This window comes from Comamonas sp. FG99, assembly GCF_057808605.1.
Map to the genome: position 1 here is coordinate 39,428 of NZ_JBMDII010000015.1, position 22,576 is coordinate 62,003.

General features: G+C 67.3%; 18 protein-coding genes. 9 read left to right on the plus strand and 9 right to left on the minus strand.

Annotated features, from left to right (window positions below):
- Entirely contained in the window at nucleotides 1–1,041 is a 1,041-nt protein-coding gene (locus ACODRX_RS12010) for an Ldh family oxidoreductase (protein WP_488871735.1), read from the plus strand.
- A 4-nt stretch (nucleotides 1,042–1,045) separates the two neighbouring features.
- Here the strand turns inward: ACODRX_RS12010 and ACODRX_RS12015 are convergent, their stop codons facing one another.
- The 9 genes from ACODRX_RS12015 to ACODRX_RS12055 all read right to left on the minus strand — a co-directional run bounded on the left by ACODRX_RS12015 (nucleotide 1,046) and on the right by ACODRX_RS12055 (nucleotide 13,591).
- Nucleotides 1,046–2,290 (minus strand): RhtX/FptX family siderophore transporter, encoded by a 1,245-nt coding sequence (locus ACODRX_RS12015; protein WP_488871736.1) that lies wholly within the window; start codon nucleotides 2,288–2,290, stop codon nucleotides 1,046–1,048.
- On the minus strand, nucleotides 2,268–2,717 hold the full coding sequence (locus ACODRX_RS12020; RefSeq protein WP_488871737.1) for a cupin domain-containing protein: 450 nt from the start codon (nucleotides 2,715–2,717) through the stop codon (nucleotides 2,268–2,270). The genes ACODRX_RS12015 and ACODRX_RS12020 overlap by 23 nt, the downstream gene beginning before the upstream one ends.
- A gap of 31 nt (nucleotides 2,718–2,748) precedes the next feature.
- Nucleotides 2,749–4,881, minus strand: coding sequence for a TonB-dependent siderophore receptor (locus ACODRX_RS12025; RefSeq protein ID WP_488871738.1), 2,133 nt, complete (start codon nucleotides 4,879–4,881; stop codon nucleotides 2,749–2,751).
- Nucleotides 4,882–5,023: 142 nt separating this feature from the next.
- Entirely contained in the window at nucleotides 5,024–5,881 is an 858-nt protein-coding gene (locus ACODRX_RS12030; RefSeq protein WP_488871739.1) for a helix-turn-helix transcriptional regulator, read from the minus strand.
- A gap of 66 nt (nucleotides 5,882–5,947) precedes the next feature.
- The gene (locus ACODRX_RS12035) at nucleotides 5,948–6,658 is read right to left on the minus strand and encodes a hypothetical protein (RefSeq protein ID WP_488871740.1); all 711 of its coding nucleotides are present in this window, start codon (nucleotides 6,656–6,658) and stop codon (nucleotides 5,948–5,950) included.
- A complete protein-coding gene (zapE, locus tag ACODRX_RS12040; protein ID WP_488871741.1) occupies nucleotides 6,658–7,761 on the minus strand; it encodes a cell division protein ZapE in 1,104 nt (367 codons plus the stop codon). The genes ACODRX_RS12035 and zapE overlap by 1 nt, the downstream gene beginning before the upstream one ends.
- Nucleotides 7,762–7,844: 83 nt before the next feature.
- Nucleotides 7,845–9,272 carry a dihydrolipoyl dehydrogenase gene (lpdA, locus tag ACODRX_RS12045; RefSeq protein ID WP_488871742.1) on the minus strand — a complete coding sequence of 476 codons (1,428 nt, stop codon included), beginning with the start codon at nucleotides 9,270–9,272 and terminating at the stop codon, nucleotides 7,845–7,847.
- 80 nt (nucleotides 9,273–9,352) lie between these two features.
- Nucleotides 9,353–10,615 (minus strand): 2-oxoglutarate dehydrogenase complex dihydrolipoyllysine-residue succinyltransferase, encoded by a 1,263-nt coding sequence (odhB, locus tag ACODRX_RS12050; protein ID WP_488871743.1) that lies wholly within the window; start codon nucleotides 10,613–10,615, stop codon nucleotides 9,353–9,355.
- A gap of 99 nt (nucleotides 10,616–10,714) precedes the next feature.
- Nucleotides 10,715–13,591, minus strand: coding sequence for a 2-oxoglutarate dehydrogenase E1 component (locus ACODRX_RS12055; protein ID WP_488871744.1), 2,877 nt, complete (start codon nucleotides 13,589–13,591; stop codon nucleotides 10,715–10,717).
- A 245-nt stretch (nucleotides 13,592–13,836) separates the two neighbouring features.
- Between ACODRX_RS12055 and ACODRX_RS12060 the strand changes: the two genes are divergently transcribed.
- The 8 genes from ACODRX_RS12060 to prmB all read left to right on the plus strand — a co-directional run bounded on the left by ACODRX_RS12060 (nucleotide 13,837) and on the right by prmB (nucleotide 22,559).
- Nucleotides 13,837–14,907, plus strand: a complete 1,071-nt coding sequence (locus ACODRX_RS12060) for an AI-2E family transporter (protein ID WP_488871745.1) — start codon at nucleotides 13,837–13,839, stop codon at nucleotides 14,905–14,907.
- 13 nt (nucleotides 14,908–14,920) lie between these two features.
- Nucleotides 14,921–15,973: a GTP pyrophosphokinase gene (locus ACODRX_RS12065; protein WP_488871746.1), complete on the plus strand. Its 1,053-nt coding sequence runs from the start codon at nucleotides 14,921–14,923 to the stop codon at nucleotides 15,971–15,973.
- 239 nt (nucleotides 15,974–16,212) lie between these two features.
- A complete protein-coding gene (locus ACODRX_RS12070; protein ID WP_488871747.1) occupies nucleotides 16,213–17,550 on the plus strand; it encodes a polyhydroxyalkanoate depolymerase in 1,338 nt (445 codons plus the stop codon).
- 2 nt (nucleotides 17,551–17,552) lie between these two features.
- On the plus strand, nucleotides 17,553–18,209 hold the full coding sequence (locus ACODRX_RS12075; protein ID WP_488871819.1) for an RnfABCDGE type electron transport complex subunit B: 657 nt from the start codon (nucleotides 17,553–17,555) through the stop codon (nucleotides 18,207–18,209).
- A gap of 25 nt (nucleotides 18,210–18,234) precedes the next feature.
- Nucleotides 18,235–19,446 carry a succinyldiaminopimelate transaminase gene (dapC, locus tag ACODRX_RS12080; RefSeq protein WP_488871748.1) on the plus strand — a complete coding sequence of 404 codons (1,212 nt, stop codon included), beginning with the start codon at nucleotides 18,235–18,237 and terminating at the stop codon, nucleotides 19,444–19,446.
- Between the two features lie 4 nt (nucleotides 19,447–19,450).
- Nucleotides 19,451–20,275: a 2,3,4,5-tetrahydropyridine-2,6-dicarboxylate N-succinyltransferase gene (gene dapD, locus ACODRX_RS12085; RefSeq protein WP_488871749.1), complete on the plus strand. Its 825-nt coding sequence runs from the start codon at nucleotides 19,451–19,453 to the stop codon at nucleotides 20,273–20,275.
- A 173-nt stretch (nucleotides 20,276–20,448) separates the two neighbouring features.
- Nucleotides 20,449–21,639 (plus strand): succinyl-diaminopimelate desuccinylase, encoded by a 1,191-nt coding sequence (gene dapE / locus ACODRX_RS12090; protein ID WP_488871750.1) that lies wholly within the window; start codon nucleotides 20,449–20,451, stop codon nucleotides 21,637–21,639.
- A 23-nt stretch (nucleotides 21,640–21,662) separates the two neighbouring features.
- The gene (gene prmB / locus ACODRX_RS12095) at nucleotides 21,663–22,559 is read left to right on the plus strand and encodes a 50S ribosomal protein L3 N(5)-glutamine methyltransferase (RefSeq protein WP_488871751.1); all 897 of its coding nucleotides are present in this window, start codon (nucleotides 21,663–21,665) and stop codon (nucleotides 22,557–22,559) included.
- Nucleotides 22,560–22,576: the final 17 nt, after the last annotated feature.

A 22,576-nucleotide genomic window follows, 5' to 3' on the forward strand; every position in this document is an offset into this window, starting at 1 on the left:
ATGAACGATTCCGGCAACGACTCCCTCTATTTCTCTTTCGACGAACTGCTGCAGCTGGCCGAGCGCGTGGCGCGGCATGTGGGGCTGGGCGAAGACCACGCTCGCGCGATCGCCAAGGTGGTGGTCAGCGGCCAGCGCGATGCCTGCGGCTCGCATGGCATCTACCGTATCCTGAGCTGCGCCAGCGCGGCGCGCACCGGCCTGGTCAACCTGCAGGCCCAACCGGTGCTGCAGCCCACCCAGGGCGCGGTGGTGCGGGTGGATGCGCAGCGGGGCTTTTCGCCGCTGGCCTTCGAGCTTGGGCTGCCCGCGCTGGTGGATGCCACCAGGCGCCTGGGCATGGGCGCGCTGGTCGTCAACCAGTGCGTGCATTTCACCGCGCTCTGGCCCGAGGTAGAGGCCATCGCCGCGCACGGTCTGGCCGCGCTGGCGATGACGCCCAGCCACGCCTGGGTGGCGCCGGCCGGCGGCAGCAAGCCGGTGTTCGGCACCAACCCCATCGCCTTCGGCTGGCCGCGCCCGGGCATGGATGCGGGCGCAGTGCCCTATGTGTTCGACTTTGCCACCAGCGCGATCCCGCGTGGCGACCTGGAGTTGCACCGGCGCGCCGGCACGCCATTGCCCGAGGGCGCCGGCGTTGACGAAACCGGTGCGCCCAGCACCGATCCGCTGGCGGTGGCGCGCGGCGCCATGCTGACCTTTGGTGGCCACAAGGGCTCGGCGCTGTCGACCATGGTGGAGCTGATGGCCGGGGTGCTGATCGGCGACTGGACCAGCCAGGACTCGATCGCCTTCGATGCCGGCCGCGGCAGCCAACCCTGCCACGGCGAGCTGATCCTGGCCTTTGATCCGCAGCGCTTCGCGGGCGAAGACTGGCCGCGCCACCAGGCCCGCGCCGAGCAGCTGTTCGCCTCGATCACCGGCCAGGGCGCGCGCCTGCCGTCCGAGCGCCGCTACGCCGCCCGCCGCGAGAGCGCGCGCCGCGGCATCGCGGTGCCGCGCGGGCTGCACCAGGAGATCCTGGCACTGCTGCAAGACTGATCCGTCAAGCCCCCAGCGCCCGCGCCCTGGCCCCCACCGCCAGCGCCGCGCAGGCCAGCATCGCCGCCACCGCAAAGCTGCCCTCGAAGCCCAGCATGGCGGCCAGCGAGATCAGCGACGACGAGGTGGCGATCTCGCCCAGGTCGCGCGTCGATTGCACCGCGGTCATGTCGGTGCCGGCCTGCTGGCGGCGGCTGGCAAAGCGCATCGCCGCGGTCATCAGCGCCACCGACAGCGCGCCCGCGCCAGCGCTGCCAAGCGCCGAGGCCGCGAAGGCCAGCGGCGGCGACAGCCGCAGCAGCCGCGCCGCCATCAGCGCCCACAGCAACGCGCCGCAGCCCGCCAGCGCCACGCCCAGCAGGAAGACACGGCGGGTGCCGAAGCTGCGCACCAGCCAGGCGCCCGCGCCGCAGCCCAGCACGATGGTGACCGTGCCGCTGGCCAGGCCGAGCGCGCCCACCTGCTGCATGCTCCATTGCGCATCGACCAGGAACAGCTTGGCCAGCCCGAAGCCGGACACCGCGGCCATGGCCGACAGCAGCGCCAGCGCCAGCAGCGGCCCGGAGCCCTCGCGGCGGGCGAATGCGCGCAGGCTGGCACGGGCCACCGCGCTGGGCGCGAATGCCGCGCCCGGCTCGCGCCAGCTGCTCGCCAGCGCCAGGCTGGCCGCCACCGGCAGGCACAGCGCCAGGATGGCCGCGCGCTGGCCCAGCCAGCCGGCCAGCACCAGGCAGCCCGCGCCACCGAGAAAGAAGCCGAGCATGGTGCCGCCCACCTGCAGCGCATTCGCGCGCGGCAGCGCCGCGCCCTGGAACTGCTCGGCCACCAGCGCGTCGGTGGCGATGTCCTGCGTGGCGCTGGCCAGCGAGCCGAGTGCGGCGAGCACCACGATCCACGGCGCTGTCTGCGGCGCCATGCCCAGCGCCGCCATCGCCAGCATGCAGGCCAGCACCAGCGACTGCATGGGAACGATCCAGCTGCGCCGCCGGCCCATCGCGGAGCTCCAGCGGTTGTCGACCTGGCTGGCCCAGAGGAACTTCAGCACCCAGGGCAGGCCCACCAGCGGCAGCCAGGCCAGCGCCGCCAGCGGCAGGCCCGCGCCGCGCAGCACCGCGGGCATGGCATCCATGGCCAGCCCCAGCGGCAGGCCCTGCGTCACGTACAGGCCCACCACCATGCACCAGGCATGCAGGCCGGGGCCCTGCGCCTGCGTGGCGCCCGGGCCGTCAGTCAGCGGTGCCGAGCACATCGCCGCACCTCTCGTGTTCGCTGCCACGCGCGGGCGTGATGAAAAGCAGCCGGCCCGGCGCCAGCGCCTCCAGCCGGTGCCAGCTGCCGCGCGGCACGACCAGCATCTGCCCGGGCTCCAGGGGCGTGGCGCAGCCTTCATCGCCCTCATCACCTTCGCCGGCCCCGGCCGCGCGCAGGATCACCCGCACCCGGCCCTCCAGCAAGCACAGCACCTCGTCGCCCTGCGGATGGCGCTCCCAGTGCCCGCTGTGCAGCGCTGCACCGTCGCTGAAGGCCTTGAAGCCGATGATCCAGTCGCTGTGCGCATCGAGTTTCTCGCTGGGCGCGAGCACGCGCACCTGCGAAGGCGGGCGCAGCCCCAGCAGGTGCTCGCCTTGCATCAGCGCGGCAAGCGCCCGGGCGGGCATGCTTGGGTGTGGTTTCATGGTTTCCTTTCTATGGGGCGACAATGCCCGCTCAGTACTCGGCGCGCAGGCTCAGCATGAAGCTGCGCGGCTCGCCGTAGCGGTTGTTCCAGCTGGTGCCGGACAGGCTCTGGTAGTAGCGCCTGTCGGCGAGGTTGTTCACATGCAGCGCCGCCGACACCTTGGGCGTGATCCGGTAGCCCAGCTGCAGGTTGGCCAGCGCGTAGCCGCCCTGGCTCAGCCGCACGCCCTGCGCCTGGTTGTAGAAGCCGCTTTGCACCTGCAGGCCGCCGCCCAGGCTCCAGCGGCCAGCGTCGAACGGCATGCGGTAGTTGAGCCAGGTGCGCAGGATCTGGCGTGGCGCAAAGCTGGCCAGCGGCAGCCCCTGGTTCTGTGCGTCGCGCAGATAGCGGGTGGTGTTCCAGGTGTAGGAGGCGCTCAGGCTCAGGTTGGGGCCCAGGTGCCCGCCGGCCTCGGCCTCGAAGCCCCGGCTGCGTACCTCGCCGCTGGCGACATACCAGCAGTTGTTGCCCACGCAGGGATGGGCGGGGTCGGCGATGGCGCGGTTGCGCTGGCGAATCTCGAACAGCGCGAAGTTCAGGTTCAGCCGCTTGTCCAGCAGCTCGCCCTTGAGGCCTGCCTCGAGGTTGTTGCCCTGCACCGGCTCCAGCGCACGCCCGCTCCAGTCGTACTTGGTCTGCGGATCGAGGATGCGCGAATAGCTGGCATAGGCGCTCCAGTTCGGATCAACGCTGTAGACCAGCCCGCCGTAGGGCGTGAGCTGCGACGGCATGCGCGAGCGCACGCCCGCCGCGCTCTGCTGCCAGCGTGTCCAGCGCGCGCCCAGCACCAGCTTGAGCGGATCGGTGATGCTGAAGCGGCCCATCGCATAGGCGCCGGTCTGCTCCACCTCGGTCGCTCCCCGGGTGGCGTAGCCGCCCAGGGCCGGCGCCGGCAGCGCATGCGGGTCCCAGTTCCACACGTCCACCGGCCGGCCCAGCGGCGAGGAGCCGGCCAGCAGCGGCGCCGCCCATTGGGTGCTGCTGGTCTTCTGGTGGTTCAGGCCGAGCACCAGCTCATGCGTTCTGCCCCACAGCTGCAGCGGCCCGGTGGCGAAGGCATCGAGGCTGGTCTGCGAGTTGTCGAAGCGGTAGGCGCCGCCGGCCAGCACGGGGCCGGTGCCGGTGGCCGGGTTGAGCGCGCCATTGGCGCCGGCATAGAGCATGCTGGAGTCACTGCTCAGATGATTCAGGTTGAGCTTGGCCTTCCAGCCGCTGTCCCACAGTTGCTCCAGCCCGGCGAAGCTGCGCGTGGTGTCCCAGTCGAAATGGCTCCAGTCGGTGTTCAGGAAGCTGGAGCGCGGCAGGCCGATGTCGTGCCCGTCGCTGTAGACGGGCACGCCCGCCATGTTGGTAATGGAGCGGATGCGCTGCTTTTGCAAGCCGGCGCTGAGCACCGTCGATGGCGTGAGATCGAGCTCGACGATGCCGTAGAGCTGGCCCGAGCGCTGGTTCGCCACATCGTAGAAGAAATCGCGGTTTTCCTGCGTCAGCACCAGGCGCGCACGCAGGCTGCGCTGCTGGTTGAGCGGCCCGCCGATGTCGAGCTGGCCGCGCCTGCGGCCCCAGTTGCCCAGCCCCGCATCCACGCTGGCCGCGAAGCTGCGCTGCGGCCGCTTGGGCACCAGGTTGACGGTTGCCGACGGATTGCCCGTGCCGTGCATCAGCCCGGCCGCGCCGCGCAGGATCTCGACGCGCTCGTACATGCCCATGTCCAGCGGCGGGCTGGCGGTGCCGCCCATCAGGATGGGCACGCCGTCCTGCTCGAACGAGTTGATGAGAAAGCCGCGCTGGTAGTACTGCGTGGTGAGCTGCTGGTAGGGCTGCACCGTTACGCCGGGGGCGGCCTGCATCACCTCGTCGAGGCTGCGCAGGTTCTGCTCGCGCATGCGCTGCTCGTCGATGACGGTGATGGACTGCGGCGTCTCGCGCAGCGGCGCCGAGCCGCGGGTGACGCTGGTGCCGGGGGCTTCGCGGGCCTCCTTCACGGTCACCGCCTCCAGCGCTGGCTCCGCCTGCTGCGCCGCGCACACCGCAGGCGCCACCAGCCCAGCCAGGCTCAGCGCCAACGCATATTGGCTTGCCTGCCGCACCGCCCTGCCCCGGCTTTCCTCTATCGCTCGCATACCGCCCCCGCCTACAAACAAAAATTCAAATGAGAATTAATTCCATTTGATTCTAGGAAGCGGCCAAGCCTGCCATTCGCGTTGCCGGCACGGCGATGCGCGATCGCGTCACGAATCTGGCTACGGATGAAGATGCGGGGTGCTATTGGCGCAGCCGCAGCTCGCGCGGCAGCACGCCAAAGCGTTGCCGGAACAGCTTGCTGAAATGCGACAGGCTGTAGCCGCACAGCGCGGCGGCCTCGCCCACGTCCATGCGGCCCGACGCCAGCAGCTGTTGCGCGCGCTGCATGCGCTGCTCGCGCAGCCATTCGAAGACGGTGCGGCCGTGCAGCCGCTGAAAGCCCTGGTTGAGCTTGTTCACGTTGAGGCCGACTTCCCGGGCCAGCTCGCGCAGGCCGGGCGGCTGTTCAAGCGCCTCGAGCAAGATCGCCTGCGCGCGCCGCAGCTGGCGCAGCAGGCGGGGCTCGAGTGCGCCAAGCTCCGAGCCGTAGGATACGGCGCAAGATGCGCCGGGCGGCAAGGCCATGGCCAGCAGCTCCAGCCCCTTGCCGCTCAAGAAGAACTGGCGCGCCAGACCTTCCCACGGGCAGTGCAGGATCTGCCGGGCCACGGCCTGCTGCGCCGCGCTGGCCGCTGCGTTGAACTGGAAGGATTCGCCCTGGCGCAGATGCCTGAAATGATCCATCAGCCGGCCCGCATCTATGCCCAGGCTGTGGCGTAGCGCCGGCAATGGCACCCGCGCCGTCACATACTGCAGCTGCTCGCCTTTGGCCATGCCGTGGCCCACCGAGCAGGGCTCCTGCTGCAGGCTCAGGTGCAGGAAGGGGCCGCGCAGCATTTCGGGCGCCTGCGCATCCTGCTGGTAGGTGATGCTGCCCGCGAGCACCAGTACTAGCTTGAGCCGTGGCGGCTCCAGCTCGCTGAACCAATGGTCATGCTCGAACGCCAGGCTTCCGCCCCCCACCTGCAGCGCCGCGGGGTGTATTTCGTCGCAGCTCATGGATGGGGATTATAGGTTTGCAAATGATAATCACTTGCAATTCCATGCCTCCATGGCGCCCACCCGTCAGGGCGCCGGCGGATCGCTCAGCGGGCGCGGCTCCTTGCCTTCGGCCTTGCGCTTTTGCATACGCTCCTCGTATTGGCGCCTGCGCTCAGCCGCGGCCGCCTGCTTGGCATCGTATTTCTCGCGGGCTTCGCCGATCTGGCCGGGCGCACTGGCCTCGCGCTGCTGTTGCTCGCGCGCCTTGGAGGCGCGCTTGTCGTTCTGCTGGGCCGCGCGCTGGGCGGCATCGCGCTGCTGCTGCGCGTGCTGCGCGGCGCGCTCGGCTTCGCTCGGGCCGGAGCGGGCGCGCTGCTGTGCCTGCTCGCGGTGCTCGGCGCTGCGCTGCTCCAGCGTCTGCTCGGCGGGCGGCGCATCGAGCATGGTGGCCGCCTTGTCGGCATGCTCCTTTTGCTTCTGGGCGCGGCTGCCTTCCTGCTGCTGCACCTTCTCGGCGCGCTCGGCCGCGTTGATGACCAGCTCGCGCTTGTGCAGCTCCTGCTCCTGCAGGCGGGCCTCGCGGCGCACCTTGCGCACGCAGTCGGTCACCGCGAAGTGCTGGTAGCAGATCTTCTCGTTGGCCAGTTGCCGCGCCTGGTTGGCCTCGCGTTCGTGCTGGATGGCGGCGCGCTCGCGGCTGCGCTGCGCGGCCGCATCGGATTCAGGGGCCGCCAGCGCCGCCGCCGACGCCAGCGCGGCAGCCGCGGCCCAGGGGAAAAAGCTCAGATTTGGCATCAGGTCAACGAGGTATCGACCACCCGCCGCTCCAGCGACAGGTATTCCTGCGATTGCATTTCATTGAGGCGCGAGACGGTGCGCGGAAACTCGTGCACCAGCGGGCCCTCCACATACAGCTGCTCCGGCGGCACCGCGGCCGACATGATCAGCTTGACCCGCCGATCGTACAGCACATCGATCAGCCAGGTGAAACGCCGCGCGGGCGAGGCCAGGCTGACCGGCATGAACGGCACGTCCGACAGCAGCACGGTGTGGAACTGGCTGGCGATCTCCAGGTAGTCGTTCTGCGAGCGCGGGCCGCCGCACAGGGTCTGGAAGTCGAACCACACCACGCCGCCGGCGCGTCGGCGCGCCCGGATCTCGCGCGCCTCGATCTTCAGCACCGGGTTTTCGTCCTTGGTCTCCGCCAGGTGGTTGAAGGCCTCCTCCATCGCCTGGTCGGCCTGCGGCCCGAGCGGGCAATGGTAGAGCTGCACCTTCTCCAGCGTGCGGCGGCGGTAGTCGGTGCCGTTGTCCACGTTCACCACTTCCATGCGCTCGTTGAGCAGCGCGATCGCAGGCAGGATGCGGTCGCGGTGCAAGCCGTCCGGGTACAGGCCGTCGGGCATGAAGTTCGAGGTGGTGACAAAGCCCACGCCGTTGTCGAACAGCGCCAGCAGCAGGCGGTAGAGGATCATCGCGTCGGTGATGTCCGCGACGTGGAACTCGTCGAAGCAGATGAGCTTGTAGCGCTTGGCGATCTGCGCGCCCAACACATCGAGCGGGTTCTGCGTGCCGCTGAGCGCCGACAGCTCGCGTTGCACCTCGCGCATGAATTCATGGAAATGCAGCCGCGTCTTGCGGCGGATGGGCACCGCGTTGAAGAAGCAGTCCATCAAAAAGCTCTTGCCCCGGCCCACGCCGCCATACATGTACACGCCCTTGGGCAGGTCGGGATGGTTGATCAGCTTCTTGAGGGCGTTGGAGCGCTTGGTCTTGTAGGCCGCCCATTCGTCGGCGCAGCGCTGCAGCGCATCGACCGCGCGCAATTGCGCCGGATCGCTCTGATAGCCCTTGGCCTGGAGTTCGGCCTCGTACAGTTCACGAACGGAGGTCCCCATGGATTTTTCCACCATTGCTATAAAGACAATAGCCTCCGGCGCTTTTTTCTTAAGCGCCGGAGGCTGGCTTCAGATCACCGCGATCAGAAGTTCAGGGTGCGCTTGTCCACCGCCAGCGCCGCTTCCTTGGTCGCCTCGGACAGCGAGGGGTGGGCATGACAGATGCGGGCGATGTCTTCGCTCGATGCCTTGAACTCCATCGCCACCACGGCTTCGGAGATCAGCTCGGAGACCATCGGGCCCACCATGTGCACGCCCAGGATCTCGTCGGTCGCGGCATCGGCCAGGAACTTGACCATGCCGGTGGTGTCGCCCAGCGCGCGCGCCCGGCCGTTGGCCAGGAACGGGAAGGTGCCGGCCTTGTACTGCACGCCCTGCTCCTTGAGCTGTTGCTCGGTGCGGCCCACCCAGGCCACCTCGGGGCTGGTGTAGATCACGAAGGGGATGGTGTCGAAGTTGACATGGCCGTGCTGGCCGGCGATGCGCTCGGCAACCGCCACGCCCTCTTCCTCGGCCTTGTGCGCGAGCATCGGGCCGCGCACCACGTCGCCCACCGCCCACACACCGGGCAGATTGGTCTTGCAGTCGGCATCCACCACGATGGCGCCGCGCTCGTCCAGCTGCAGGCCCACGGCCTCGGCGTTGAGGCCGTTGGTGTTGGCAGTGCGGCCGATGGAGACGATCAGCTTCTCCACTTCCAGCGTCTGGGCTTCGCCCTTGGCATTGGTGTAGGAGATGCTGACGCCCTTCTTGCCGGTCTTGACTTCACCGACCTTCACGCCCAGCTCGATCTTCAGGCCCTGCTTGTCGAAGGCCTTCTTGGCTTCCTTGGCGATCTGCTCGTCCACCGCGGGCAGGAACTTGTCCATGCCTTCGAGCACGGTCACTTCGGCGCCCAGGCGGCGCCAGACCGAGCCCATCTCCAGGCCGATCACGCCCGAGCCGATCAGGCCCAGGGTCTTGGGCGTCTTGCCCAGGCGCAGCGCGCCGTCGTTGGAGAGGATGTTCTCTTCGTCAAAGGCCACGCCGGGCAGCGGGCGGGCATTGGAGCCGGTGGCCACGATGACCTGCTTGGCCGAGAGGGTTTCCTCCTCCTTGCCGGCGACCTTGATCTCGTAGCCGCCGTCGGCGGCGCGCACGAAGGAGCCGCGGCCATGGAAGAAGCTGACCTTGTTCTTCTTGAACAGGTACTGGATGCCGTCGTTGTTCTGCTTGACCACCGCATCCTTGCGGCCGACCATCTTGGCCACGTCGATCTCGACCTTGCCGGTGGAGATGCCGTGCTCGGCAAAGTGCAGCCGGGCATGCTCGAAATGCTCGGACGACTGCAGCAGCGCCTTCGACGGAATGCAGCCCACGTTGGTGCAAGTGCCGCCCAGCGCGGGGCCGCCCTTGTCGTTCTTCCACTCGTCGATGCAGGCGACATTGAAGCCCAGCTGCGCGGCGCGGATGGCGGCCACATAGCCGCCGGGGCCGCCGCCGATGACGATGACGTCGAATTGTTTGCTCATGCGTGTATCTCTTTACGTATCTATGGGAAAAACCCACCACGGGGCCGGGTGGGTTTTCCAGGCGTCAAATGGCCTGCCGATTACAGGTCGAACAGCAGGCGCGACGGATCTTCCAGCGCGTCCTTCATCGCCACCAGGCCCAGCACGGCTTCGCGGCCGTCGATGATGCGGTGGTCATAGGACATGGCGAGGTAGTTCATCGGGCGCACGACCACCTGGCCGTTCTCGACCACGGCGCGGTCCTTGGTGGCGTGCACGCCCAGGATGGCCGACTGCGGCGGGTTGATGATGGGGGTGGACATCATCGAGCCGAAGGTGCCGCCGTTGGAGATCGAGAAGGTGCCGCCGGTCATGTCTTCGATGCCCAGCTTGCCGTCGGCGGCCTTCTTGCCGAATTCGGCGATCTTCTTCTCGATGTCGGCGAAGCTCATCTGGTCGGCGTTGCGCAGGATGGGCACCACCAGGCCGCGGGGCGAGCCCACCGCGATGCCGATATCGAAGTAGCCGTGGTAGACGATGTCGTTGCCGTCCACCGAGGCGTTGAGCACCGGGTACTTCTTGAGTGCGTGCACGGCGGCCTTGACGAAGAAGGACATGAAGCCCAGCTTGACGCCGTGCTCCTTGGTGAAGGCGTCCTGGAACTTCTTGCGCAGCTCCATCACCGGCGCCATGTTCACCTCGTTGAAGGTGGTCAGGATGGCGTTGGTGGACTGCGACTGCAGCAGGCGCTCGGCCACGCGGGCGCGCAGGCGGCTCATGGGCACGCGCTGCTCGGGGCGCTCGCCCAGGTCGGGCTGGGCCACGGGGGCAGCCACCTGGGGCAGCGCCTTGGTGGGCACGCCGGTGGGGATGGTGGCGGCGGTGGACTTGACGCCACCGGCCACGGCGGCCAGCACGTCGCCCTTGGTCACGCGGCCATCCTTGCCGGAGCCGGCCACGGCGCCGACCGACAGGTTGTTGTCGGCCAGCAGCTTGGCGGCGGCGGGCATGGCCACGTCGCCCTTGTTGCCGCCGGTGGCAGCAGGCGCGGCGGCCGGTGCGGCTGCCGCGGGCGCGGCTGCGGGGGCCGCTGCCGCGGCGGGAGCGGCGGCGCCGGCAACGGCGGCAGTGTCGATCTTGGCGATCAGCTGCTCGGCGGTGACGGTGGCGCCGTCGCCCTGCACGATCTCGGTCAGCACGCCGGCCGACGGCGCGGGCACTTCGAGCACGACCTTGTCGGTCTCGATCTCGATCAGGATTTCATCGACGGCGACTGCCTCGCCCGCCTTCTTCTTCCAGTTCAGCAGCGTGGCCTCGGCCACGGATTCGGACAGCTGGGGGACTTTGACTTCTACGATTGCCATGGGGAATTCTTTCTACTCTGTATGCGTTGGAACTTGCCTGGGACTGCGCAGGCCGGCGGCTTGGCCGGCGCTGCGCGAGTCGTTGCGCTCGGCCTGCGTTTACTTGGTCAGCACAAAGCCCTTGAGCTTGCCGAACGCGCCTTCGACCAGCGCCTTCTGCTGCTCGACGTGCAGGTGCGAGTAGCCGGCCGCGGGCGATGCCGAGGCGGCGCGGCCGGAGTAGCCGAGCTTCTGGCCTTCGAGCATGTTCTCGTGGATGTAGTGCTGCACGAAGAACCAGGCGCCCTGGTTCTGGGGCTCGTCCTGGCACCAGACCACGTCCTTGGCGTTCGGGTACTTCTTGAGCTCGGCCGCGAACACCTTGTGCGGGAACGGATACAGCTGCTCCACGCGCAGGATGGCGACGTCGCTGACGCCGTCCTCGGCGCGCTTCTTGACCAGGTCGTAGTACACCTTGCCCGAGCAGGCGATCACGCGCTTGACCTTGTCGGCCTTGGCCAGCACCGCTTCGTCGCGCTCGCCGATCACCGTGTGGAAACCGCCCGAGGTGAACTCGGACAGCGGCGAGGTGGCGTCCTTGTTGCGCAGCAGCGACTTGGGCGTCATGATGATCAGCGGCTTGCGCAGCGGGCGCACCATCTGGCGGCGCAGCAGGTGGAAGATCTGGCTGGCCGTGGTCGGCTGCGTGATCTGCATGTTCTGGTCGGCGGCCAGCTGCATGAAGCGCTCCAGGCGCGCCGAGCTGTGTTCGGGGCCCTGGCCTTCGTAGCCGTGCGGCAGCATCAGCGTGATGCCGTTGACGCGGCCCCACTTCACTTCGCCCGAGGCGATGAACTGGTCGATCACCACCTGGGCGCCGTTGGCGAAGTCGCCGAACTGGGCTTCCCAGACCACCAGCGTGTTCGGGTCGTTCGACGCATAGCCGTATTCGAAGCCCAGCACCGCCTCTTCGGACAGGATGGAGTCGATCACCGCGAACGGCGCCTGCTTGTCGGCCACGTTCTGCAGCGGGATGTAGGTGCCTTCGTCCCACTTCTCGCGCTTTTGGTCGTGCACCACGGAGTGGCGGTGCGTGAAGGTGCCGCGGCCCGAGTCTTCGCCCGACAGGCGCACCGGGTAGCCCGAGGCCACCAGCGAGGCGTAGGCCATGGTCTCGCCCATGCCCCAGTCCACGTTGACGTCGCCGCGGCCCATGGCGGCGCGGTCGTCGTACACCTTCTTGACCAGCTGGTGCGGCGTCACCGACTCGGGCAGCGTGGTCACGCGCTCGGCCAGGCGCTTCCACTCGGCCTGCGGGATCGCGGTTTCGGCGGCGTCGGTCCACTTCTTGTGCAGGAAGGGGCTCCAGTCCACCGCGTACATGCTCTTGAAGTTGGTGAGCACCGGGTCCACCGTGTGCTTGCCCTCGTCCATCGCGGCGCGGTAGGCCCGGACCATGTCGTCGCCCAGCTCGCCCAGGCCTTGCGTGGCCAGCTTGTCGGCATACAGCTTGCGGGTGCCGGGGTGCTGGCCGATCTTCTTGTACATCAGCGGCTGGGTCAGTGCGGGCGTGTCCTGCTCGTTGTGGCCGAGCTTGCGAAAGCAGATGATGTCCACCACCACGTCCTTGGAGAACTCCATGCGGAACTCCAGCGCCAGCTGCATGGCCAGGCACACCGCTTCTGGGTCGTCGCCGTTGACGTGCAGCACCGGCGACTCGATCATCTTCACGATGTCGGTGCAGTACAGCGTGGAGCGCAGGTCGCGCGGATCGGAGGTGGTGAAGCCGATCTGGTTGTTGATGATGATGTGCACCGTGCCGCCCGTGGTGTAGCCGCGGGTTTCGGACAGCGCCAGGGTTTCCTGGTTCACGCCCTGGCCGGCAAAGGCGGCGTCGCCGTGCACCAGCACCGCCAGCACCTGCCTGCCCTGCGGGTCGTTGCGGCGGTCCATGCGCGAGCGCACCGAGCCTTCGACCACCGGGTTCACGATTTCCAGGTGCGAGGGGTTGAAGGCCAGCGACAGGTGCACCGGGCCGCCCTTGGTGGACACGTCGGAGCTGAAGCCCTGGTGGTACTTCACGTCACCGGCGGGCAGGTCTTCGGGCGCGGTGTGGTCGAACTCGGCGAACAGGTCCTTGGGCATCTTGCCCAGCGTGTTCACCAGCACGTTCAGGCGGCCGCGGTGGGCCATGCCGATCACCACTTCCTGCACGCCGCGCTGGCCTGCGTCATTGACCAGCTCGTCCATCGCCGCGATGAAGCTCTCGCCGCCTTCCAGCGAGAAGCGCTTTTGGCCGACGTACTTGGTGTGCAGGTAGCGCTCCAGGCCCTCGGCGGCGGTGAGGCGGTCGAGGATGCGCTTCTTCTGCTCGGCGTTGAAGGCCGGCTTGCTGCGGATGGACTCCAGCTTTTGCTGCCACCAGCGTTTCTGGTTCTGGTCGGTGGCATACATGTACTCGGCGCCGATGGTGCCGCAGTAGGTCTCGCGCAGCGCGTTCAGCAGCTCGCGCAGCGACATGGATTCCTTGCCGAAGAAGGTGTTGCTGGTGTTGAACACCGTTTCCTGGTCGGCGTCGGTGAAGCCGTAGAACGAAGGCTCCAGCTCGGGGATCTCGGGGCGTTCGGCGCGCTTGAGCGGATCGAGGTCGGCCCAGCGCGCGCCCACGTTGCGGTAGGCGGCGATCAGCTGCTGCACCGCGGTGCGCTTGCGGCCCAGCTCCGAATCGGCGCCACTGGCCACCACCACGCGGGTGCCGCCCTGCTTGGCGCGCTCGGCGAATGCGTTGATGACGGGAAGGTGCGGAACATCCTTGGCGGCGCTGCCGTCCGTTGCGGGGACATTTTGCAGTGCATCAAAGTAGGTACGCCAGGTGTCGGGTACGCTACCTGGGTTTTCCAGATAGTTCTCGTACATCTCCTCGACATACGGCGCGTTGCCGCCAAACAGATAGGTGTTGCCTTGGTAGGCCTGATACACAGAGTTCGTATCGCTCATATTTTCCGCTGACCTCCGCCCCCCTTCAGGGAGCATTAGCTGGTAAGTAAAACCTTCCGCGACACGGCTGAACCGGTTGGCGGATGCGACTGTGGCTGGGAAGGGCCGAACGGCGGCTATTGTGCCACTTCTGGCGGGCGCTGTCGCGCCATGCCATGGTTGCGCCACACGCCATCCATAGATTTTTCGAGGCAAGCGCGGCCGTCCGATACAGTGACGAAATCGCACGCTCTTTGCACACCTTCATGCTCAAAACCCAAACCTTGCAAGACAGGGCCTTGATTCTTTTACTCATTCTGGTCACGCTGGCATTTCTGGCCGTGCTCTGGCCATTCCAGGGCGCGGTGCTGTGGAGCGTGATATTCGCGGTGGTATTCATGCCGCTGCACAAGAGAATTGCCCGGCGCATGCCGCGCTATCCCACCGTGGCCAGCCTGATCACGCTGGCGCTGTGCCTGGTGCTGGTGATCCTGCCGCTGACGCTGATTTTCATCTCGCTCACCAAGGAGGCCTCGATCATTTACGAGCGGGTTTCCTCCGGGCAGTTGAATTTCGGCCAGTATTTCCAGCAGATCTATGCCAGCCTGCCCCGGTGGGTACTTGATCTGCTCGACAGATTCCAGCTGGGCGATGCCAAGCTCATCCAGGAAAAGATTTCCGGCGTGGCGGTGCAGGTCAGCCAGTTCGTCGCCACCAAGGCGCTGGCCATTGGGCAGAACACGCTGGGTTTTCTGGTCAGCTTCTGCATTTCGCTGTACCTGCTGTTTTTCTTCCTGCGCGACGGCGCGATTCTGACGCAGAAAATCGTCAAGGCCACGCCGCTCGATACCGACCACAAGCGCAAGCTGGGCAAGAAGTTCGTGACCGTGGTGCGCGCCACCGTCAAGGGCAACCTGGCGGTGGCCGCCACGCAGGGCGCGCTGGGCGGCATCATCTTCTGGATACTGGGCATCCAGGGCGCGCTGCTGTGGGGCGTGGTGATGGCCTTCCTGTCGCTGCTGCCGGCGGTGGGTGCGGCCATCATCTGGGCGCCGGTGGCGATCTACTTCCTGGCTACCGGCTCGACCGTGCAGGGCCTGGTGCTGGCGGCCTACGGCGCCGGCATCATGGGCATGGTGGACAACGTGCTGCGCCCGCTGCTCGTGGGCAAGGACACCAAGCTGCCCGACTATGTGATCCTGATCTCCACGCTGGGAGGGCTTTCGCTGTTCGGGCTGACCGGTTTCGTGATCGGCCCGCTGATCGCGGCGCTGTTCGTGGCCACCTGGGATATTTTCGCGCCCGACGCGCATATCGAAAACCATCCCAACCCCTGATTCCGGTGCTTCCATGCCCTACCCTGATTTCGAGATTCACCGCCGTGAATTCCTCGCCTATTACGACGACCGCCTCGGCAGCCTGAATACCGCCGCCGAGGCCTATGGGAATCTGCTGGCCGCCATTTTGGACAAGCTGCCCGCGGTCAATATCGCCAAGATCGAATGGCGGGTCAAAAACTCCGATGAATGCATACGCAAATTCAAGCGCAAATACCGCCGGGCGCTGGAAGAAGAGCAGCAAAGCTACGCGATCAAGGATTACATCAGCGACCTGGTGGGCGTGCGCGTGGTCTGCCTCTACGAGGATGAGCCAGCGGTCATCATGCAGGCGGTGCGCGAATATTTCGATGTGATCGAGATCACCGACAAAACCGCGCCCATGGAAGATACCGAATCGGAATTCGGCTACAAGGGCATCCATATGGATTTGCGGCTGAACTCCGCCCAGGTGCAGGCGCCGGAGCACCGCTCTTATGCCTCGCAGGCGTTCGAGCTGCAGATCCGCACCATCATCCAGGATTCGTGGAGCGAGCTCGATCACCAGATCAAATACAAGAAATCCATTCCCACCAACCTCAAGCGGCGCATCAACATCTTGTCGGCATTGTTTGAGTTGGCTGATCGGGAATTCCTGCAGATCCGCAATGCCACCAACCTTGCCCTGTCGCTGGGCCAGACGGATGCCGACGAGGACGCGGCCCCCGAAGAAGTGGACCGGCTCACCGCCTTCCGCGTGGTGGGTTTCGGGCAGAAGCACTTTCCGGGCTATGAGTTCCAGCCGCAGAAGGTGGAGTTCTTCGTGGACGAGATGACGCAGGATTTCGCCATCGAGCGCGCCTCGGTGCTGTTCGCGGTGGTGCAAAAGCACCTGTCCACCGCGCGCCACTACAAGGCCCACTTCCAGCACCTGTACCCCAGCAGCAGCTTCAACCCGTTCACCGTGATGCGGCACTGCCTGTACCTTGAGGACCGGCAGCGCTTTCGCAAGGCGCTGCGCAATTCGGCCCGCGAAGCCTTCGACGAGTGGCTGCGCCACAGCGGCCGCACTGGTGAAAGTACTTAACTGGCTTTCCCTAGGATGGCGCCACCGCCGCCGGCCCATCGCCCCGGCGCCGCGCAATCGCGGTGGATGGCAAAAAAGCCACAGGTCATATTGCTGCAACGCTATCAAATTTATAATACAGGCCGCAATCCGGCCGCCCCCGCGGCGCCGGATCCCCTAGTATTTCCACCAGCGGATTGTTTACACAGCCCCGCAGGTGTTGGTGCTACATTGCACCGCAACATACTGGAGTTTCAACAATGCTGTACCAAATTTACGAAACCCAACGCGCCCTGATGGAGCCCTTTGCGGAATATGCCCACGCAACCGCCAAATTGCTCAGCAACCCGCTGTGGCCCGCCAGCCAGAACACCATGACGCAGCGCGTCTCTGCTGGCTTCGACCTGGTGTACCGCCTGGGCAAGGACTACGAGAAGCCCCGCTTCAACATCCACACCGTCACCTCCAACGGCCACGAGATCGCGATCCACGAGCGGGTCGAGGCCGCCAAGCCCTTTTGCGAGCTGCGCCGCTTCAAGCGCTATTCCGACGACCCGCAGACGCTGGCCGGCCTCAAGAGCCAGCCCGCGGTGCTGATCGTGGCGCCGCTGTCGGGCCACTATGCGACGCTGCTGCGCGAGACGGTGCGCACCATGCTGACCGACCACAAGGTCTACATCACCGACTGGGTCAATGCCCGCCTGGTGCCGCAGTCCGAGGGGAGCTTTCACCTCGACGACTACGTCAACTATGTGCAGGAATTCATCCGCTACGTGCAGTCCCGGTACGGCAACTGCCATGTGGTGAGCGTGTGCCAGCCCACGGTGCCGGTGCTCGCGGCGGTATCGCTGATGGCCAGCCGCGGCGAGAAGACGCCGCTGTCGATGACCATGATGGGTGGCCCCATCGATGCCAGCAAGTCGCCCACCACGGTGAACAACCTCGCGACCACCCACGACATCAAGTGGTTCGAGAGCAATGTGATCTACCCGGTACCCGCCAATTTCCCGGGTGCGGGCCGCCGCGTGTACCCCGGCTTCCTGCAGCACTCGGGTTTCGTGGCCATGAACCCCGACCGCCACGCCACCAGCCACTACGACTACTTCAAGAGCCTGCTCAAGGGCGACGACGAGAGCGCCGAGCACCACCGCCGCTTCTACGACGAGTACAACGCGGTGCTCGACATGGATGCCGACTACTACCTGGAGACCATCAAGACCGTGTTCCAGGACTTCTCGCTGGTCAACGGCACCTGGCAGATCCGCTCGCCCGAGGGGCAGCTCGAACTGGTCAAGCCGCAGGACATCCGGGGCACCGCGCTGCTGACGGTGGAAGGCGAGCTCGACGACATCTCCGGCTCCGGCCAGACCAAGGCCGCGCACGAGCTGTGCACCGGCCTCAAGGGCGGCGACACGCGCCACTTCGAGGTCAAGGGCGCGGGCCACTACGGCATCTTCAGCGGCAGCCGCTGGCGCAAGATGGTGTACCCGCTGCTCAAGGAGTTCATCCTGGCCAACAACCATGTGGATCCTCAGGCCGCGCCGGTGAAACCGCTAGAATCGGGGCAGCCTGAACTGAAAAACCTGCATGCAGCGTGAGCCTGACGACTCCCCCAGCACCACAACAGCCAGCCCAGCCGCTGGCTGTTTTCATTGGCGCCGACGCGATTGACGCGGCGCTGCCCCAGACGCAGTGCACCCGCTGCGGCTACCCCGACTGCCGCAGCTATGCCCAAGCCATTGCCGCCGGCCAGGCCGCGATCAACCAGTGCCCGCCCGGCGGAGAAGAAGGCGTGCGCCGCCTGGCCCGGCTCACTGGCCTGCCGCAGGCCCCCCTCAGCCCCGCCCATGGCGCGGAAGGCCCGCGGCTGCTGGCCCGCATCGACGAGAACTGGTGCATAGGCTGCACGCTGTGCTTCAAGGCCTGCCCCACCGATGCCATCCTGGGCGCCAACAAGCTCATGCACACCGTGATCGACGCCGCCTGCACCGGCTGCGAGCTGTGCGTTCCGGTCTGCCCGGTGGACTGCATCGCCCTGGAGAGCGCCAGCGGCACGGCCACCGGCTGGGATGCCTGGTCGCCCGAGCAGGCGGCGCAGGCCCGCGGCCGCTACGAGCGCCACCAGGCCCGGCAGCAGAGCCGGTCGCAGGCGCCGCCTTCGCCCCCCGCGCCCGCCCCGGCGGCTGCGGCCGCCGCGGGCCAAGCCAAGCAGGCCGCGCTGGCGGCGATCCTGGCCAAGGCGCGACAGCGGCGCTAGCGAACTGCGGGATAATCCCCCGGCTATGAACCCCTTGCTCAACCAACTGCAGCCCTACCCCTTCGAGCGGCTGCGCCAGCTGTTCGCGGGCGTCACCCCGCCTGCCGCGCTTCGCCCGATCAGCCTGGGTATCGGCGAGCCGCGCCACCCCACGCCGCCGTTCATCCAGCAGGCCTTGGCGGACAGCCTGTCCACCGGCCTGGCGGGCTATCCGGCCACCGCCGGCACGCCGGCGCTGCGTGAGGCCTTCGGGCAGTGGCTGGCCAGACGCTACGGCGTGCAGCTCGACGCCCAGCAGCAGACGCTGCCGGTCAACGGCTCGCGCGAGGCGCTGTTCGCCTTCACGCAGACGGTGCTCGACCCCACGCGCGCGCAGCCCACCGTGATCTGCCCCAACCCGTTCTACCAGATCTACGAGGGCGCGGCCCTGCTAGCCGGCGCCACGCCCTACTATGCGCCCAGCGTGCCCGAAAAGAACTTCGCGATCGACTGGGACAGCGTGCCCGAGGCGGTGTGGCAGCGCACCCAGCTGATCTTCGTGTGCTCGCCCGGCAACCCCACCGGCGCGGTGATGCCGCTGGCCGAATGGAAGAAGCTGTTCGATCTGTCGGACCGCCATGGCTTCGTGATCGCCTCGGACGAGTGCTACAGCGAGATCTATTTCCGTGATGAGCCGCCGCTCGGCGGCCTGGAGGCGGCGCACCAGCTGGGCCGTGGCGACTTCCGCAGGCTGCTGGCCTTCACCAGCCTCAGCAAGCGCAGCAACGTGCCGGGCCTGCGCAGCGGCTTCGTGGCCGGCGACGCCAGCCTGATCAAGGCCTTTCTGCTGTACCGCACCTACCACGGCAGCGCCATGAGCCCCTCGGTGCAGGCGGCCAGCATCGCCGCCTGGGGCGACGAAGCGCATGTGCAGGCCAACCGCGAGCTATACCGGCAGAAGTTCGCCGAGGTCACGCCGCTGCTGGCGAGCGTGATGGACGTGCGCCTGCCCGATGCCAGCTTCTACCTGTGGGCCGGCATTCCCGCGCACCTGGGCCTGTCCGACACCGAGTTCGCCCGCGCGCTGTACGCCCAATACAATGTCACCGTGCTGCCGGGCAGCTACCTGGCGCGCGACGCCCAAGGCGCCAACCCCGGCGCGGGCCGTGTCCGCATGGCCCTGGTGGCGGAGACGGCTGAATGCCTGGAAGCCGCGCAGCGCATCGTGCAATTCATTCAATCCTTCAAGAAGTCGTAGACACATGAGCCAACAACTGCAAACCATCATCGAAGCCGCCTGGGACAACCGCGCTTCGCTGTCGCCCTCTTCCGCGCCCAAGGAGATCGTCGATGCGGTCGACCATGTGATCGATGGCCTGAACACCGGCGCGCTGCGCGTGGCCACCCAGCAGGGCGTGGGCCAGTGGACGGTGCACCAGTGGATCAAGAAGGCGGTGCTGCTGTCCTTCCGCCTCAAGGACAACGCCCTGGTGCAATCGGGCGAGCTGAGCTTCTTCGACAAGGTGCCCACCAAGTTCTCCGGCATGAGCGAGGCCGACATCGCCGCCACCGGCGTGCGCGTGGTGCCGCCCGCGGTGGCGCGCCGCGGCAGCTTCATCGCCAAGGGCGCGATCCTGATGCCCTCGTACGTGAACATCGGCGCCTACGTGGGCGAAGGCACCATGGTCGACACCTGGGCCACCGTGGGCTCCTGCGCGCAGGTCGGCAAGAACGTGCACCTCTCGGGCGGCGTGGGCCTGGGCGGCGTGCTCGAGCCGCTGCAGGCCAACCCGACCATCATCGAGGACAACTGCTTCATCGGCGCGCGCTCCGAAGTGGTCGAGGGCGTGATCGTCGAGGAGAACTCGGTGATCTCGATGGGCGTGTACATCAGCCAGAGCACCAAGATCTACAACCGCATGACCGGCGAGGTCAGCTACGGCCGCATCCCGGCCGGCTCGGTGGTGGTCAGCGGCTCCATGCCCGCCAAGGACGGCAGCCACAGCCTGTACTGCGCGGTGATCGTCAAGCAGGTCACGCCGGAAACCCGCGCCAAGACCAGCATCAACGACCTGCTGCGCGACTGAGTCGCTACCAAAAACAATAGCTGCTAGCGCAAGTCTGGTAAGGTTTTCCAATATAAAATATATGGAAATCCTTGTGTAGACTACGCAAGCAGCTATATTTATTTTCGCAAGCCGCTGCGTGCCCCGTGGCCGCAGTAAGATTGCCGTCTTTGCCTTCCCCTGCCGCGCACGCCATGTCCCGCACCCTGCAGCTGACCGAGCAACTCATCTCCCGCCCCTCCATCACCCCCAGCGACGAAGGCTGCCTCGAACTGATCGCCGAATTGCTCGCGCCCTGCGGCTTTGTCTGCGAGCGCCTGGACAGCGGGCCGGAGGATTTTCGCGTCAGCAACCTCTGGGCCAGGCGCGGCGCCAGCGGCGACCATGGTGGTAATGGCGCGGCCAAGACCCTGGTCTTCGTCGGCCACACCGACGTGGTGCCCACCGGCCCGCAGGAGCAATGGAGCAGCCCGCCCTTCGTGCCCACGCACCGCGATGGCAAGCTCTACGGCCGCGGCACCAGCGACATGAAGACCTCGATCGCCGCCTTCGTGGTCGCGGTCGAGGAATTCCTCGCCGCGCAGCCGCAGGCGCCGCTGAACATCGCGCTGCTGCTCACCAGCGACGAGGAAGGCCCCGCCGTCGACGGCACCACCGTGGTCGTGCAGGCGCTGCAGCAGCGCGGCGAAAAACTGGACTACTGCATCGTCGGCGAACCCACCTCGGTGCAACGCACCGGCGACATGATCAAGAACGGCCGCCGCGGCACCTTGAGCGGCAGGCTCACCGTGCACGGCGTGCAAGGCCACATTGCCTACCCGCAGCTGGCGCGCAACCCCATCCACCAGGCCCTGCCCGCGCTGGCCGAGCTGGCGGCCACCGAATGGGACCGCGGCAACCCCTTCTTCCCGCCCACCAGCTGGCAGATCAGCAACATGCACGGCGGCACCGGCGCCACCAACGTCATCCCCGGCCAGGTGCAGGTGCTGTTCAACTTCCGCTTCAGCACCGAATCGACTGCCGAGGGCCTGCAGGCGCGGGTGCACGAGGTGCTCGACCGCCATGGCCTCGAATACGAGCTGCAATGGACGCTGGGCGGCCAGCCCTTCCTCACCACGCCCGGCACGCTGGTCAGCGCGGTGCAGCAGGCGATCCACGACGAAGTGGGCATCGCCACCGAGCTGTCCACCACCGGCGGCACCAGCGACGGCCGCTTCATGGCCCGCATCTGCCCCCAGGTCATCGAGCTCGGCCCGCCCAACGCCACCATCCACAAGATCGACGAACATGTGGCCGTGGCCGACATCGAGCCGCTGAAGAACATCTACCGCCGGGTGCTGGAAAACCTGGCCCGAGCCGGCGGCGACCTGGCTGCCAAAGCCTGATGCGCGCGCCCCGCCAGCCCTCCATGCCCACCCTGCACCAACTGATTGCCGACGGCGCCGCCACCCTGGACGCCGCCGGCGCGCACTTCGGCCACGGCACCACCAACGCCCACGACGAAGCCGCCTGGCTGGTACTGTGGGCCCTGCAGCTGCCGCTGGACACCGACACCAGCGCGCAAGGCGCTGGCGGCCGGCCGGTGGCCGCCGCCGATGCCGAGCGCGTGCACGCGCTGCTGCAGCAGCGCATCGCCAGCCGCAAGCCCGCCGCCTACCTCACCCGCGAAGCCTGGCTGCAGGGCGTGCCCTTCTACATCGACGAACGCGCCATCGTGCCGCGCAGCCTGATCGCCGAGCTGCTGGCCGACGGCAGCATCGACGAATGGCTCAGCGACCAGACCCACCGGGTGCTGGACCTGTGCACCGGCAACGGCAGCCTGGCCTGCCTGGCGGCCATGGCCTGGCCCGAGGTGCAGGTCACCGGCGCCGACCTCTCGGCCGACGCGCTGGCCGTGGCCCGCATCAATGTCGAGCGGCACGGCCTGGCCGAGCGCGTCGCGCTGCTGCACTCCGACGGCATGGCCGCGCTGCCCGGCCCCTGGGACCTGATCCTGTGCAACCCGCCCTACGTCAACGCCGCCAGCATGGCCGCGCTGCCGCCCGAATACCGCGCCGAGCCCGAACTGGCGCTGGCCGGCGGCGCCGACGGCATGGACTTCATCCGCCAGCTGCTGCGCGATGCGCCCGCGCGCCTCGCCCCCCATGGCGTACTGGTGCTGGAGATCGGCAACGAAAAGCCCTATTTCGACGCCGCCTTCCCCAGCCTGCCCGTGTTCTGGCTGGACACCAGCGCTGGCGACGAGCAGGTGCTGCTGGTCACCGCACAGGCCCTGCAGGGCTGGCGCAGCGGCGCAAGGCCTTGAGTAAAAAGCGGAATATT

Excerpts from the sequence above, each read along its gene's own strand:
- ACODRX_RS12010 (WP_488871735.1), top strand. The coding sequence starts at position 1 with ATGAACGATTCCGGCAACGACTCCCTCTATTTCTCTTTCGACGAACTG.
- ACODRX_RS12015 (WP_488871736.1), bottom strand. The coding sequence starts at position 2,290 with ATGTGCTCGGCACCGCTGACTGACGGCCCGGGCGCCACGCAGGCGCAG.
- ACODRX_RS12020 (WP_488871737.1), bottom strand. The coding sequence starts at position 2,717 with ATGAAACCACACCCAAGCATGCCCGCCCGGGCGCTTGCCGCGCTGATG.
- ACODRX_RS12025 (WP_488871738.1), bottom strand. The coding sequence starts at position 4,881 with ATGCGAGCGATAGAGGAAAGCCGGGGCAGGGCGGTGCGGCAGGCAAGC.
- ACODRX_RS12030 (WP_488871739.1), bottom strand. The coding sequence starts at position 5,881 with ATGAGCTGCGACGAAATACACCCCGCGGCGCTGCAGGTGGGGGGCGGA.
- ACODRX_RS12035 (WP_488871740.1), bottom strand. The coding sequence starts at position 6,658 with ATGCCAAATCTGAGCTTTTTCCCCTGGGCCGCGGCTGCCGCGCTGGCG.
- zapE (WP_488871741.1), bottom strand. The coding sequence starts at position 7,761 with ATGGGGACCTCCGTTCGTGAACTGTACGAGGCCGAACTCCAGGCCAAG.
- lpdA (WP_488871742.1), bottom strand. The coding sequence starts at position 9,272 with ATGAGCAAACAATTCGACGTCATCGTCATCGGCGGCGGCCCCGGCGGC.
- odhB (WP_488871743.1), bottom strand. The coding sequence starts at position 10,615 with ATGGCAATCGTAGAAGTCAAAGTCCCCCAGCTGTCCGAATCCGTGGCC.
- ACODRX_RS12055 (WP_488871744.1), bottom strand. The coding sequence starts at position 13,591 with ATGAGCGATACGAACTCTGTGTATCAGGCCTACCAAGGCAACACCTAT.
- ACODRX_RS12060 (WP_488871745.1), top strand. The coding sequence starts at position 13,837 with ATGCTCAAAACCCAAACCTTGCAAGACAGGGCCTTGATTCTTTTACTC.
- ACODRX_RS12065 (WP_488871746.1), top strand. The coding sequence starts at position 14,921 with ATGCCCTACCCTGATTTCGAGATTCACCGCCGTGAATTCCTCGCCTAT.
- ACODRX_RS12070 (WP_488871747.1), top strand. The coding sequence starts at position 16,213 with ATGCTGTACCAAATTTACGAAACCCAACGCGCCCTGATGGAGCCCTTT.
- dapC (WP_488871748.1), top strand. The coding sequence starts at position 18,235 with ATGAACCCCTTGCTCAACCAACTGCAGCCCTACCCCTTCGAGCGGCTG.
- dapD (WP_488871749.1), top strand. The coding sequence starts at position 19,451 with ATGAGCCAACAACTGCAAACCATCATCGAAGCCGCCTGGGACAACCGC.
- dapE (WP_488871750.1), top strand. The coding sequence starts at position 20,449 with ATGTCCCGCACCCTGCAGCTGACCGAGCAACTCATCTCCCGCCCCTCC.
- prmB (WP_488871751.1), top strand. The coding sequence starts at position 21,663 with ATGCCCACCCTGCACCAACTGATTGCCGACGGCGCCGCCACCCTGGAC.